This window comes from Rhizobium lentis, from assembly GCF_014200175.1.
Taxonomy (GTDB): Bacteria; Pseudomonadota; Alphaproteobacteria; order Rhizobiales; family Rhizobiaceae; genus Rhizobium; species Rhizobium mulingense.
In genome coordinates this window covers 255130-267003 of record NZ_JACHBD010000010.1, presented here as the reverse complement: position 1 = coordinate 267003, position 11874 = coordinate 255130, and the positions used below count along the sequence as shown (strand labels likewise).

At 62.0% G+C, this 11874-nt stretch carries 16 protein-coding genes; 5 read left to right on the top strand and 11 right to left on the bottom strand.

All coding sequences use genetic code 11. The features are described 5' to 3' along the window. Window positions 1-233: 233 nt before the first annotated feature. A complete protein-coding gene (locus GGI60_RS23210; RefSeq protein WP_096772253.1) occupies window positions 234-719 on the bottom strand; it encodes a peroxiredoxin in 486 nt (161 codons plus the stop codon). Between the two features lie 82 nt (window positions 720-801). Beyond that, window positions 802-1644 (bottom strand): protein-disulfide reductase DsbD domain-containing protein, encoded by an 843-nt coding sequence (locus GGI60_RS23205; protein ID WP_183918772.1) that lies wholly within the window; start codon window positions 1642-1644, stop codon window positions 802-804. A 140-nt stretch (window positions 1645-1784) separates the two neighbouring features. Between GGI60_RS23205 and GGI60_RS23200 the strand changes: the two genes are divergently transcribed. The 3 genes from GGI60_RS23200 to GGI60_RS23190 all read left to right on the top strand — a co-directional run bounded on the left by GGI60_RS23200 (window position 1785) and on the right by GGI60_RS23190 (window position 3850). After that, window positions 1785-2390: a YqgE/AlgH family protein gene (locus tag GGI60_RS23200; RefSeq protein WP_183918771.1), complete on the top strand. Its 606-nt coding sequence runs from the start codon at window positions 1785-1787 to the stop codon at window positions 2388-2390. 105 nt (window positions 2391-2495) lie between these two features. Continuing rightward, complete coding sequence (locus tag GGI60_RS23195) at window positions 2496-2687, top strand: CsbD family protein (RefSeq protein WP_183918770.1); 192 nt, start codon at window positions 2496-2498, stop codon at window positions 2685-2687. Window positions 2688-2776: 89 nt separating this feature from the next. Then, window positions 2777-3850 carry a putative zinc-binding metallopeptidase gene (locus GGI60_RS23190; RefSeq protein ID WP_183918769.1) on the top strand — a complete coding sequence of 358 codons (1074 nt, stop codon included), beginning with the start codon at window positions 2777-2779 and terminating at the stop codon, window positions 3848-3850. Window positions 3851-4155: 305 nt separating this feature from the next. On the opposite strand, the gene GGI60_RS23185 is transcribed toward GGI60_RS23190, so the two are convergent. The 6 genes from GGI60_RS23185 to GGI60_RS23160 form a co-directional block, all read right to left on the bottom strand. Next, a complete protein-coding gene (locus GGI60_RS23185) occupies window positions 4156-4359 on the bottom strand; it encodes a hypothetical protein (RefSeq protein WP_183918768.1) in 204 nt (67 codons plus the stop codon). Window positions 4360-4457: 98 nt separating this feature from the next. After that, the gene (gene rnhA / locus GGI60_RS23180) at window positions 4458-4913 is read right to left on the bottom strand and encodes a ribonuclease HI (protein WP_183918767.1); all 456 of its coding nucleotides are present in this window, start codon (window positions 4911-4913) and stop codon (window positions 4458-4460) included. Then, complete coding sequence (locus tag GGI60_RS23175; RefSeq protein WP_183918766.1) at window positions 4910-5875, bottom strand: homoserine kinase; 966 nt, start codon at window positions 5873-5875, stop codon at window positions 4910-4912. Before GGI60_RS23175 ends, rnhA begins: the two co-directional genes overlap by 4 nt. Window positions 5876-5928: 53 nt before the next feature. Then, complete coding sequence (gene ispH / locus GGI60_RS23170; RefSeq protein WP_183918765.1) at window positions 5929-6930, bottom strand: 4-hydroxy-3-methylbut-2-enyl diphosphate reductase; 1002 nt, start codon at window positions 6928-6930, stop codon at window positions 5929-5931. Window positions 6931-6993: 63 nt separating this feature from the next. After that, complete coding sequence (locus GGI60_RS23165) at window positions 6994-7728, bottom strand: SURF1 family protein (RefSeq protein ID WP_210314544.1); 735 nt, start codon at window positions 7726-7728, stop codon at window positions 6994-6996. A 13-nt stretch (window positions 7729-7741) separates the two neighbouring features. Beyond that, the gene (locus tag GGI60_RS23160) at window positions 7742-8122 is read right to left on the bottom strand and encodes a DUF983 domain-containing protein (protein WP_183918763.1); all 381 of its coding nucleotides are present in this window, start codon (window positions 8120-8122) and stop codon (window positions 7742-7744) included. Window positions 8123-8240: 118 nt separating this feature from the next. Here GGI60_RS23160 and GGI60_RS23155 point away from each other — a divergent pair, with 118 nt between their 5' ends. Then, window positions 8241-8882 (top strand): chloramphenicol phosphotransferase CPT family protein, encoded by a 642-nt coding sequence (locus tag GGI60_RS23155; protein WP_183918762.1) that lies wholly within the window; start codon window positions 8241-8243, stop codon window positions 8880-8882. A gap of 147 nt (window positions 8883-9029) precedes the next feature. On the opposite strand, the gene plsY is transcribed toward GGI60_RS23155, so the two are convergent. Then, complete coding sequence (gene plsY / locus GGI60_RS23150) at window positions 9030-9716, bottom strand: glycerol-3-phosphate 1-O-acyltransferase PlsY (protein WP_183918761.1); 687 nt, start codon at window positions 9714-9716, stop codon at window positions 9030-9032. 32 nt (window positions 9717-9748) lie between these two features. Further along, a complete protein-coding gene (locus tag GGI60_RS23145) occupies window positions 9749-10222 on the bottom strand; it encodes an HIT family protein (protein ID WP_409527278.1) in 474 nt (157 codons plus the stop codon). Window positions 10223-10573: 351 nt separating this feature from the next. Here GGI60_RS23145 and GGI60_RS23140 point away from each other — a divergent pair, with 351 nt between their 5' ends. Next, window positions 10574-10837 carry a hypothetical protein gene (locus tag GGI60_RS23140; protein ID WP_183918759.1) on the top strand — a complete coding sequence of 88 codons (264 nt, stop codon included), beginning with the start codon at window positions 10574-10576 and terminating at the stop codon, window positions 10835-10837. A gap of 112 nt (window positions 10838-10949) precedes the next feature. Here the strand turns inward: GGI60_RS23140 and GGI60_RS23135 are convergent, their stop codons facing one another. Next, window positions 10950-11828, bottom strand: coding sequence for a cytochrome c oxidase subunit 3 (locus tag GGI60_RS23135; protein ID WP_183918758.1), 879 nt, complete (start codon window positions 11826-11828; stop codon window positions 10950-10952). Window positions 11829-11874: the final 46 nt, after the last annotated feature.

The following is an 11874-nucleotide window of genomic DNA, read 5'->3' as shown; positions in this document are numbered from 1 at the left end:
GGCCTGGAATGACGACGTTGAGGAGGGCCAGCGGCACGAGGCGCAACGCCGCTGCTATTGCTTCGCCATCGCTAGATTTGCCACGGAACTTCACCCCACCCTCTGTCGTCCTCGGGCTTGACCCGAGGACCCAGGCCAGTCTCGTCCAGCACGGCCATGGATTGGGCTGGGATGGCGAAGGTTGGGGGCTTGTTGCTGCCAGACCAGCCGGCGCTGCCGTCCTATCTGAAAACTCAGAGCAGTTCCAGCATCGCGGCCGCACCCGAGACCGTGGCCTGGCCGGGGCTTTCCTCGACATTGAGCGCCTTCACGACGCCATCTTCCACCAGCATCGAATAGCGCTTGGAGCGCAGGCCGAGGCCGCCGGCGGAGAGGTCGGCCTCGAGGCCAACGGCCTTGGTGAAGCCGGCGTCCCAATCGGCGAGGAAGTGGATCTTGCCGAGGCCGCCGGAGGATTGCGCCCAGGCGCCCATGACATGCCAATCGTTGACGGCGAGAACAGCGATATCGTCGACGCCTTTGGCGAGGATGGTGTCGCGGTTTTCGAGGTAACCCGGCAGGTGGTTCAGCGAGCAGGTGGGCGTGAAGGCGCCCGGCACGGCAAACAGCACGACGCGCTTGCCGGCGAAGAGCTGATCGGTGGTGATTTCGACCGGGCCGTCGGCGGTCTTTTCCTTGAAAGTGGCGGCCGGAAGCTTGTCGCCAATCGCGATGGTCATGGGTTTTCTCCTCGGGGTTCGGGCTTCTTGGGGTTCGGGCTGGCGGGGGAGCCGCCGGGGATGGGGCGACTATAAGTGACGGTCAGTCAAAGGCAAGCGTGGTCTCCATCGCCTTGTCGCCATCGATGACAAGCACTCTCCAGCGCTTGCCGGATAGGTCATAATCCTTCGGCAGCCTGCCGATTGCAATGTCGGTCTTGAAGGCTGCGCCGTCGCGTTTGCCGCCGACCTGCTTCGTGAAAGCATAGCCGCTCGGGCCGGTGACGATGATATCGGGCGCGCTGGCGCTTCCGCCGTCCGGCAGGTTAAGCGTCAGCGAGAGCGTCTTCCTGTCGGAAGACATGGCATGCGCCGCGACCTTGAAATCGGCCGAAGGCGGCTTCGGCAAGGCCGCATCGGCGGCCGCAAGGATCGCTTCTTCCTCCGGATGCGACTGCTTGGCCGGGCCGAGCTTCACCGCCAAATTCGCCTGGAAGGGAATGCAGATATCCCTACAGATGCCGATGAAGGCGGTAGCGTCGATCGCGACCGGCCCGTCGCCGGCCGCCGTCAGCGACAATGGCAGCGTCACCGGCGCATCATAGGCAATATCCTCGATACCGCCTTTGAGAAAATGCTTGGGAATGGGATAGCCGATGGCATCGAGCGCCACGCCGCTTTTCGGCGCGATGGTGACTTGAGGCGGGATGCCGCTGTTGCCGGGCTCGCGCCAATAGGTGATCCAGCCGGGTTTCGGCTCGATCTGCAGGCCGGCGCGTATTTTGCCGCCGGCATCGGGCGCCAGCGCCACGAGGCGCATGCGGCCGCCCTCAGTCTCGGCCCAGGCGCTCATTTCCGCCTGCGCGGAACAAAACGGGGCGAAGGCTGCGGCCAGCGAAATGGCCGCCGTGAAAAGCCGGCGCGGTGCCAAAGAAATAATCATCATGGAACAAAGGTTTACCCAAAGTGCCGTTTGGCCGCCAGAAGCGGCGGCCACATAATCTTCATTTTCAGTTGATTGATTGCTGACATTGGCCCATCCTTCTCTTGTCGGGGCCTTGGTGCGGTCTGGCAGCAGGAGGAACGATGTCCTTATCGACGCTGAAGAACAGACGGGAACGTGGCTTCTTCGATGGCCAGTTCCTCATCGCCATGCCCGGCATGGAAGACCGCAACTTTGCGCGCACCGTGATTTACATCTGCGCGCATTCGGATGCCGGCGCCATGGGCTTCGTCATCAATCGGCCGCAGAGCTTGACCTTCACCGATGTGCTCTTGCATCTCGACATGATCAAGCAGGAAGAGCCGATTGTGCTGCCGCAGCGCGCCCGCGACTTCCCGATCCAGACCGGCGGCCCGGTAGAAAGCGGCCGCGGCTTCGTGCTGCACTCGGACGATTATACCAGCGACTCCTCGATCCCGGTCAGCGACGACATCTGCCTGACGGCGACGCTCGACATCGTGCGCGCCATCTCCAAGGGCGCCGGACCGAAGCGCGCGACGATGCTGCTCGGTTATTCCTCCTGGGGAGCCGGCCAGCTCGAAACCGAGGTCGCCAACAATGGCTGGCTCACCTGCCCGGCCAATGAGGAGCTGATCTTCGACCGCAGCCTCGAGGACAAATACGAGCGGGCGCTTGCCGGCATGGGCGTGACAGCCGCCATGCTCTCGGCCGAAGCCGGACACGCCTGACATCTCCCGGCGGCGGGCTTGACGCGATCTGGAACGAATAGCCGCAAGTGACGTTTTCTTCCGGCGAGGACGAGAGGTCCGACGCCAACCAAGGAGACATCACCTATGGGTAGCACCAGCGACAAGATTTCCGGCAAGGCCAACGAAATTGCCGGCAAGACGAAGCAAGCTGCCGGCAAGGCCACCGGCGATCGCGACATGCAGGCCAAGGGCGCCGTCCAGGAAGCCAAAGGCAAGGGACAGGTCGCAACCGGCAAGGTCAAGGACAAGCTCAAGGGCGCCGTCGACCGGCTCTGAACCACAAGCGCATCCTTGATGAACCATGCCTGCTGCGCTTCGCGCGGCGGGCATTTTTAATCCGCCTCCGTTTTGCTGAGATCAATGCGATGAAGCTTTTTGCCTGTGACAATTGCGATCAGGTCGTCCATTTCGACAACCGCCACTGCGTGCGCTGCAATCATCGCCTCGGCTTCCTGCCCGGCGATCTCGCCATGCATGCGCTGGAGCCGCGCGACCAGACGGCTTGGCAGCTCGTTGCCCATCCCGACCGGGAGGTGCGCTTCTGCGCCAATGCCGGCCTCGACATCTGCAACTGGCTGGTGGAGGGCGACAGCGACAGCGAGTTCTGCGCCGCCTGCCGCCACAACCGGCTGGTGCCCAACACCGATACTGAGGATGGCATCGGCCGCTGGCGGCGCATCGGCCAGGCGCAGCGCCATCTCTTCTATTCGCTGTTGCGCTGGAAGCTGCCGCATCCCGATCGGGGCGAGGATCCGCAAGGCGGGCTGGTCTTCGATTTCCTCGAGGATTCGTTGCAGAATGACGGCCATGTCGTGCCTGCTATGACCGGCCACGAGGAAGGCCTGATCACCATCCGCGCCGCCGAGGCCGACGATGCGACGCGCGAACAGGCGCGCAACTCGATGAACGAGCCCTATCGCACCCTGCTTGGCCATTTCCGCCACGAGGCCGGCCATTTCATCTGGAACAAGCTGGTGCGCGACCGCGGCGGCCTTCCGGAGTTTCGCGCCGTCTTCGGCGACGAACGGCAGGATTATGCTGCCGCACTGCAAAAACATTATGCCGGCGGCGCGCCTCTGGGATGGCAGGACAATTTCATCAGCGCCTATGCCGCCTCCCACCCCTGGGAGGATTTCGCCGAATGCTTCGCTCATTACCTCCATATCGTCGACACACTGGAGACGGCGCGCGCCTTCGGCATCGCCATCGACCCACGCGGCCACGAAGAAATATCAGGCGAGGTCGATTTCATCCCCTACAGGGCGGCAAGCGCCGAACAGCTGGTCCGCGCCTGGGTGCCGCTCAGCCTGGCGATCAACGCCATCCAGCGCAGCATGGGCCAGCCCGACTCCTACCCCTTCGTGCTGTCCTCGCCTGTCGTGGCCAAGCTCGAATATCTGCATCGGCTGATCCAGGGAGCGGCGGTGGTGCGGCAATAGGTGGGGTGAGAATACCGAAGGTCGCCGCCGGCTCCCTCTTCTCCCAGCGGAGGTCCGAAGGGTCGGATGAGGGGGCGGCACGGCACGCCATTCATTGCCCTTCGCTTGCGCTCAGTGCATTCGCGGCTCAGCCGCTCACCCCCTCATCTGCCTGCCGGCATCTTCTCCCCGCTGGGGAGAAGGGGAATCGTGGCAACGCCGCATCATCTTTCACCCAAGTTCGAGGGAGCAAGAGGAGACGCAATCCGCCTATTATCAGCCTTCCGCATCGCGGCCGCAGGATGAACGCGTAAACCGGCCCTCCTTCAACCGCGCAAGGGATCCGCGCCGTTCTCTTCGAGCCAATATTTGATCATCATCAGCGCTGCCCCTTTGCTGAGCAACACATCGCGCTCGTCCGCCAAATCCCGTTCGAAACGCTGACTGAGCTTTTCATAGGCATCGAAAAGAGCGCTGGCCTCTTCGCGGCGACGATACACGCCCTCCATACGATCGATCGTTGAGCTCAATTCGACTGTCGTTGGAATAGATGACACTCTTGCCTCCCGAACGAAAACGGTCTCGGCCTGCAATATACGGTCGTTGGTGAGGGGCAGCCGTCACACTCCTAAAATGAAACCGCCTTGCCCTTCTTGAACGGCTCCATGCCCCTGCGCGCCAGTTCATCCGCGCGTTCGTTTTCCGGGTGGCCGGCGTGGCCCTTGATCCAGTGCAGCGTCACCTTGTGGCGGTTGCGGGCTTCCTCGAGCGCCTGCCAGAGTTCGGCGTTCTTGACCGGCTTCTTGTCCGATGTCTTCCAGCCGTTTTTCTTCCAGCCGAAAATCCACTTGGAGATGCCGTCCTTGACGTAGGCGCTGTCGGTATAGAGGTCGACCTCGCATGGCGTCTTCAGCGCCTGCAGGGCGGAGATCGCCGCCAGCAGTTCCATGCGGTTGTTGGTGGTATCCGCCTCGCCGCCGCAAAGCTCCTTTTCGACGTCGCCATAACGCAGCACGGCGCCCCAGCCGCCGGGGCCGGGATTGCCGGAGCATGCGCCGTCGGTGAAGATATCGACGTGTTTCATTGGCTGAGCCCGTATTCTGCCGGCGAGACGACTTGCCGGTGGAAGCGCAGCTTGCGCAGATATTCGAGCGGGTCCTTCTTGGTGACCATGGCGCCCTCGGGCGTCGTCAGCCAGTCATAAAGCCGGGTCAGGAAGAAGCGCAGCGCCGAACCGCGCGACAGCACCGGCAGAGCGGCGATCTCTTCGCTGCTCAAGGGCCGCACGCTCTGGTAACCCTCAAGCATCGCCGTGCCCTTGGTGATGTTGTAGGCGCCGTCCTTTTCGAAGCACCAGGCATTCAGGCAGATCGAAACGTCATAGGCGAGCAGGTCGTTGCAGGCGAAATAGAAGTCGATCAGGCCGGAGAGTTGATCACCGAGGAAGAAGACGTTGTCGGGGAAAAGATCGGCATGGATGACGCCGGCCGGCAGACCCTTCGGCCAGGCGGCAGCGAGAAAATCGAGTTCGCTGCGGATCTCATCCTGCAGGCCGGGCTCGACCTCGTCGGCGCGCGCCTCGGATTTTTCCCAGAGTGTTCGCCAGCCGTCGAGCGAAAGCGCGTTCGGGCGCTTCAGCTCGAAACCGGCACCCGCCACATGCATTTGGGCGAGCGCCCGGCCGACCTCGCGGCAGTGTTTTGCCTCCGGCTTTCGCAGCCACATGCCTTCGAGGAAGGAAATCAGCGCCGCCGGACGGCCGGAGAGCGAGCCGAGCAGCGCGCCGTCGCGGCGCGGCAGCGGCAGCGGGCAGGAGAGGCCGCGGGCTGCGAGATGTTGCATCAGGCCGAGGAAGAACGGCAAGTCGCCCTTTTCCACGCGCTTCTCATAGAGCGTCAGGATCAGCGGCTCCTTGGAGGTGTGCAGCAGGAAATTGGAATTTTCCACGCCTTCGGCGATGCCCTTGTAAGAGAGCAGGCTTCCCGCGTCATATTCGGTCAGGAACCACTTCAGATCGTCTTCGGCGATATCGGTATAGACTGCCAAGTGAAGTCTCGTCTTTGCTTATGGATGATGGATGGCGCGGCCGCTATGAAGGCCTAGCCGTTGACGAAGGCCATGTCGGCCGCCGTCAGCTCGATGCTGCGCAATTCGCGGTTGACCAGGAAATTCTCGGTTTCCTGCACCGTTTCGGCCAGTTCGACGCGGGCGTCGAAGCGGGCGCGGAACGCCTCGATGATCTCGTTGACGATCACCTCGGGGGCCGAAGCGCCGGCGGAAAGGCCGAGCGTCGAGATCGCGCCGATCTCGTCCCAGTCGAGTTCGGCGGCGCGCTGCACGAGAATCGATTTCTTCGCCCCTGCCCGCAGCGCCACTTCAACGAGGCGCTTGGAATTGGAGGAGTTCGGCGCCCCGACGATGATGAAGAGATCGCAGCCAGGCGCCGCCTGCTTCACCACTTCCTGGCGGTTGGTCGTCGCATAACAGATCGAATCGGCTGCCGGCGCGGTCAGGTTGGGAAAACGCTCCTGCAGGCGGGCGATGACGCCGGCCGTGTCGTCGACCGATAGCGTCGTCTGGGTGACATAGCCGAGATTGTCCGGATCGGCGGGTGCGTAGGCGTCGGCATCCTCGATGGTCTCGATCAGCGAAACCGACCCCTCCGGCAGCTGTCCCATCGTGCCGATCACCTCAGGATGGCCGGCATGGCCGATCAGCACGACGTGGCGGCCGAGGCGGTTGTGGCGCATCGCCTGCTTGTGGACCTTGGAAACCAGCGGACAGGTGGCGTCGAGATAGAAGAGATTGCGGCTTACCGCATCCTCCGGCACGGATTTCGGCACGCCATGGGCGGAGAAGACCACCGGCTGGGCGCGATGCTCGGCCGGGATCTCGTCCAACTCCTCGACGAAGACGGCGCCCTTGGCCTCCAACCCCTCGACGACATAACGATTGTGGACGATCTCGTGACGCACATAGACCGGCGCGCCATAGGATTTCAGCGCCAGCACGACGATCTGGATGGCGCGGTCGACGCCGGCGCAGAAGCCGCGCGGCCCGCAGAGCCTGATCGTCAAGGGAGGTTTCGCCGCAATATTCATGTCTGTTCCGGATTGTGAGGGTTAGGGACCTCTAGCCCAATATGGCCAAGAATTGAAGCGATACTATTGCCGAGGCGACTTCCCTGACTTGCGGAACCAGGAGATCGCCACCACGACGAGGAGCACGGCGGCCAGGCCGTACCAGGTCAGGGCATATTGCAGATGGTCGTTCGGCAGATCGACCTGGGTGACGCCGCCGACCGGCAGGCCGGCCGGATTGGGGGTGGAATCGGCATCGACGAAGAAGGGAAGGACGCGCCCCTTCTCCAGCCCGACGCTTTCGGCCATGACGTCGAGATCCTTCCAGTAGAAGATGTTCTTGGCGACGTCATTGTCCGGCACCAGCCGCGAGGGCTTGCCCGGAAGTTTTGCCCGCGCCAGGCCGGTGACGGTCTGCTGATCCGTCAGCTGGCCCTGCATGCGCATTTCCGGCTCCTTGTTCTCATAGGGAACGAAACCGCGATTGACGAAGAGGACGCGCCCGTCGGCAAGCTCGAGCGGGGTATAGACGTAAAAGCCGGTCTGGCCGCGCCAGGTGGCGAAGAAATGCCGCTCCTTGTTGTTGATGTAGCGGCCGGTGGCGGTGACCTTGCGGTATTCGATATCGCCGCCGCTCGCGGCCATCGCCTCGATGTCGGCCAGCGGCACCGGAGCGGCAGCCTGGCGCGTGGCAATATCGGCGAGCAACCCCTCTTTCCAGTGGAGGCGCTCGACCTGCCAGGTGCCGAGCGAAATTAGGACGGCAAGCGCAATCAGCACCAGCATGCCTGTTATGACAGGCAGCCGGCGGCGCGGCATTACATGCTCTGCTTCAGTCACTCAGGCGTCCCTCGCGGGCATTGTGTCTGTATTGCATGGCGATCAGGATGCCCTTGGCCCAACGCAGCGTCAGCAGCGACAGGATGATCGTCAGCGGGGCGAAGATCAGGATATGCACCCAGATCGGCGGGTCGTAATTCACCTGCAGCCACAGCACCATGCCGATGATGATGAAGCCGACGATAAGGATGACGAAGACGGCCGGACCATCGCCGGAATCGGCGAAGGAATAATCGAGACCGCAGGATGCGCAACGCGGCTTTACCCCGAGCAGGCCGTCGAACAGCTTGCCCTGGCCGCAACGCGGGCAGCAGCCCTTGATGCCTGTCTTAACAGGGTCGACCGGGGGAAAATGAGCGCTGTCCTCGTTCATGCCACTCCTTCTGACAATTCCATGCTGCCTTAACTCTCCCATAAAGTATTCGCATCCCGAATGGAAATGCCTGCGCGACCTCCCTGAACGATTCGCGCCAAACAGAAGAAGAAGACTGATGACCCATGACAGCCATGCCGGACAGATCATCATCCTGAACGGGGCGCCGCGCAGCGGCAAATCCAGCATTGCCCGGGCAATCCAGGAGGAATTCGAGGGGCCTTGGATCAACCTCGGCGTCGACAGCTACAATGCCATGACGCCGAAGCGCTATCTGCCCGGCATAGGGCTGAGGCCCGGCGGCGAGCGGCCGGAGCTGGAGGAGTTGATACCGTTCCTCTATGCCGCCCTTTACGAATCGATCGCCATTCATGCCGGATTGGGACTCAATGTGGTCGCCGATCTCGGCCATCACGACAGCTATTCGCGCCCGCTCGGCATACTTCCCGACTGCGCCCGGCGCCTTGAAGGCTTTTCCGTGCTGTTCGTCGGCGTGCGCTGTCCGATCGAGACGATCATGCAGCGGCGCGAGGTTGCCCAAGAAGGCCGCGAGACGCTGTATCTCCGCGCCACCGAAGAGGTGTCGATCCCCGAACCGGTGCAGCGCTGGCAGGACGAGGTGCACCGGCCCGGGATCTACGACATGGAGGTCGATACATCGGTGCTGACCGCCCTCGAGTGCGCCGAGGCGATCCGCCAGCGCCTCGATCTCGGCATCCCCGAACCTTCGGCTTTTGAGCGGATTGCCGGCGGGCGTTGAGATCGGCCCCTCATCCGGCTGCCGCAACCTTCTGCCACTCTGGGGGCGAAGTGTTATGCCACGGCGTGTCGACTCCCCTCTTCTCCCAGCGGGGAGAAGGTGCCCGTAGGGTGGATGAGGGGGCCGCAGACGGCCCACGTCGCCGCTCTAACTTTGCGACGCCGCTTTTGATTCCGGGCTGCCTTGCCCCAGGCGCGGCTCCATCCCTGACAGCAGCCGGCGAATGTTGGCGCGATGACGTATGATCACATAGGCACCGCCTGAGATCACCAGCAGCCGATAGGGCAAGGGCTGCTCGAGGCTGCAGATGAGAGCGATTGCAGTCAAAGCCGCCAGCATCGACCCGAGGGAAACGATCCTGAAGATGGCGAGCACGACGCCAAAAGTCGCAAGGGCGCCAAGAGCGACCGGCCAGGATATTGCGAGCAGCAGGCCGAGCCCCGCAGCGACGGATTTGCCGCCTTTATAATTCAGCCAGATCGAACGGCTATGACCGAGCAATGCGGCAAGTCCGGCCAGACAAACAGCCCAAGGTAGCCAAGCGTGCAGCTCAAGTGCGGCCGGCGGCATGTCGTGCAGCACTCTGTGGAGCCACGGATAAAACCAACGGGCAAACAGGATCGCTCCCGCGCCTTTTAGCACATCCACCAGAAGCACCGCCGACGCAGGCCATTTCCCCAGGGTTCGCAAGACGTTCGTTGCGCCGGTGGAACCGGAGCCGTGGTCGCGAATATCGATGCCTCTAAGCAGTTTCCCGGCAAGATAGCCCGTGGGCGTGGAACCGATGAGGTAGCCGATCGCCAATCCAAACAAACTCGCTGCCCAGAAAACCATGGAGCCTCCTCGATGCTCGACCTATCGGTGTATCATCGCATCGCCCTTCGCAATATTTCAATGGTCTCCGAGACGGACCGGCCTTGAACCGGCGGCGGCTCCGCGCGCTCGCAGAATTCGCGCCAGACGAACAGGGTCAGTTCGGCGCCATCCGTCGGGGTCTCTCCCGGTCCGTCGGCAAAACTCTGGAGGATGCGATATCGGCTGTCTTTCCAGAACAATTCCTCCACCCACTCATAGATCGGGATCACATGAAAATGGATGGGATAGCCGGGAGAGTGTCCGTAGCGGCCGATATAAACGCGTTGCGCTCCCAGTTTCCGCTTCAGTACGTCCTGAGCTGTCGCCAGCAACGGACCAAGCTCCTTCAATGCGGCCTCGGACAAATCGGAAAGATCGTTCGTATCCGTCTTGGAGCTGATCATGAGATAGCCGGGAAGAGCGGAATTCATCCGATGGTTCACCAACCATCCATCCGTCTCGAAAACGATCGGGGATCTGCAAATTGCCTACTCCTCTGCGAATTCGGGAGTTCTTGGGATGGAGCATTCTTGATCTCTCCCGGATCAAGCAAATGCTTTGTCGATCCCCGATCATGGGATGAGTGTCCGCCTCTTGCCAATCGCACGTCCCAGTCGCCGTCATGCTCAGGTTTGACCGACTTGACCCGAGCTTTCGATGCGAAGTCCGGTAGCAAATGCTACCATGATTGCTTCTAATGCGAAGCTGGGGCCGGAAGCGACGAGAGCGTCGACATCTTTGCCATTTGCCGACGACGCTGCGCCCCGCCCATCCGGGTAATATCAATGTGATCAATCGCGGCGTAGTGTTCTAATTGGCTTTGAGCGGAGGATGCTATGCCTACCATATTGGCCTATCACGACGTCAAAGACGTCAAACATTGGCTCACTTCACCACGCCGCAAAGAGGTTTTCGAGCCCCTAGGCTGCACAAACATTCGTACGTTCGTCGATCCACAAGGATCCAACCGAGTTGGCCTGGTCATGGACGTCCCCGACATGGGCCGCCTGGAAGAATTTATGAAGTCCAAGCAAGCGGCGGATGCGATGGAGTATGACGGAGTATTGCCGGAGACCTTGGTTATTCTCACTCAATCGTAGCAGGTAGTCAGGGGCCGCGTCGTGGGTCAAGCCCCTCGATGACGGAGCGTTTGGCCAAAGACAAAAAAGGCGGACCCGAGGCCCGCCCTTCTGTTTGAAGCTGACTTCCTGATCAGCCTGCGGCGACGGGTGCGCCCCAGCCGCCCCAGACGTAGATGCAGAAGAACAGGAACAGCCAGACGACGTCGACGAAGTGCCAGTACCAGGCGGCTGCCTCGAAGCCGAAATGCTGCTTCGGGGTGAAGTCGCCGCGAAGCGCACGCAGCAGGCAGACCAGGAGGAAGATCGTGCCGACGAGGACGTGAAAACCGTGGAAGCCGGTCGCCATGAAGAAGGTCGCGCCATAGATCGAATTCTTGAAGTCGAACGGAGCGTGAGCATATTCGTAGGCCTGCACGCAGGAGAACAGGATGCCGAGCAGCACGGTCAGCGTCAGGCCCTGAATGAGGCCCTTGCGGTCGTTGTGCAGCAGCGCATGGTGCGCCCAGGTCACGGTCGTGCCCGAGAGCAGCAGGATGACGGTGTTGTAGATCGGCAGGTGCCAGGGATCGAGGACTTCGATGCCCTTCGGCGGCCAGACGCCGCCAGTATAGGCGAGCCGCGAGGCCTGGATCGCCTCGTGCGGATAGAGGCTGGCGTCGAAATAGGCCCAGAACCAGGCGACGAAGAACATCACTTCCGAAGCGATGAACATGATCATGCCGTAACGCAGGTGCAGCGAGACGACGCGGGTGTGAGAGCCCTCATGGGCTTCCTTTACCGTATCGGCCCACCAGCCGTACATGACGTAGAGAACCAGCACCAGGCCGATATAGAAGAGCCAGGGATTGGCCAATTCGGCGCCGGCGACCTTGAAGGAGCCGCCGTTCAGGTAACGCATATAGCAGACGCCGCCGATCGCCATGATGAAGGCGCCGAGCGAGGCGAGAATCGGCCACGGGCTCGGATCGATGATGTGGTAGTCGTGGTTCTTCTGATGCGCATCGGCCATGTGGCTATCCCCGGATGTCTTCCTCACTTCGCTCCCGGCATAGCCG

Bases quoted from the DNA above. Each gene is read 5' to 3' on its own strand.
- GGI60_RS23135 (WP_183918758.1), bottom strand. From the start codon at position 11,828: ATGGCCGATGCGCATCAGAAGAACCACGACTACCACATCATCGATCCG.
- ispH (WP_183918765.1), bottom strand. From the start codon at position 6,930: ATGAATATTGCGGCGAAACCTCCCTTGACGATCAGGCTCTGCGGGCCG.
- GGI60_RS23190 (WP_183918769.1), top strand. From the start codon at position 2,777: ATGAAGCTTTTTGCCTGTGACAATTGCGATCAGGTCGTCCATTTCGAC.
- rnhA (WP_183918767.1), bottom strand. From the start codon at position 4,913: ATGAAACACGTCGATATCTTCACCGACGGCGCATGCTCCGGCAATCCC.
- GGI60_RS23165 (WP_210314544.1), bottom strand. From the start codon at position 7,728: ATGCCGCGCCGCCGGCTGCCTGTCATAACAGGCATGCTGGTGCTGATT.
- GGI60_RS23200 (WP_183918771.1), top strand. From the start codon at position 1,785: ATGTCCTTATCGACGCTGAAGAACAGACGGGAACGTGGCTTCTTCGAT.
- GGI60_RS23195 (WP_183918770.1), top strand. From the start codon at position 2,496: ATGGGTAGCACCAGCGACAAGATTTCCGGCAAGGCCAACGAAATTGCC.
- GGI60_RS23205 (WP_183918772.1), bottom strand. From the start codon at position 1,644: ATGATGATTATTTCTTTGGCACCGCGCCGGCTTTTCACGGCGGCCATT.
- GGI60_RS23160 (WP_183918763.1), bottom strand. From the start codon at position 8,122: ATGAACGAGGACAGCGCTCATTTTCCCCCGGTCGACCCTGTTAAGACA.
- GGI60_RS23140 (WP_183918759.1), top strand. From the start codon at position 10,574: ATGCCTACCATATTGGCCTATCACGACGTCAAAGACGTCAAACATTGG.
- plsY (WP_183918761.1), bottom strand. From the start codon at position 9,716: ATGGTTTTCTGGGCAGCGAGTTTGTTTGGATTGGCGATCGGCTACCTC.
- GGI60_RS23155 (WP_183918762.1), top strand. From the start codon at position 8,241: ATGACCCATGACAGCCATGCCGGACAGATCATCATCCTGAACGGGGCG.
- GGI60_RS23210 (WP_096772253.1), bottom strand. From the start codon at position 719: ATGACCATCGCGATTGGCGACAAGCTTCCGGCCGCCACTTTCAAGGAA.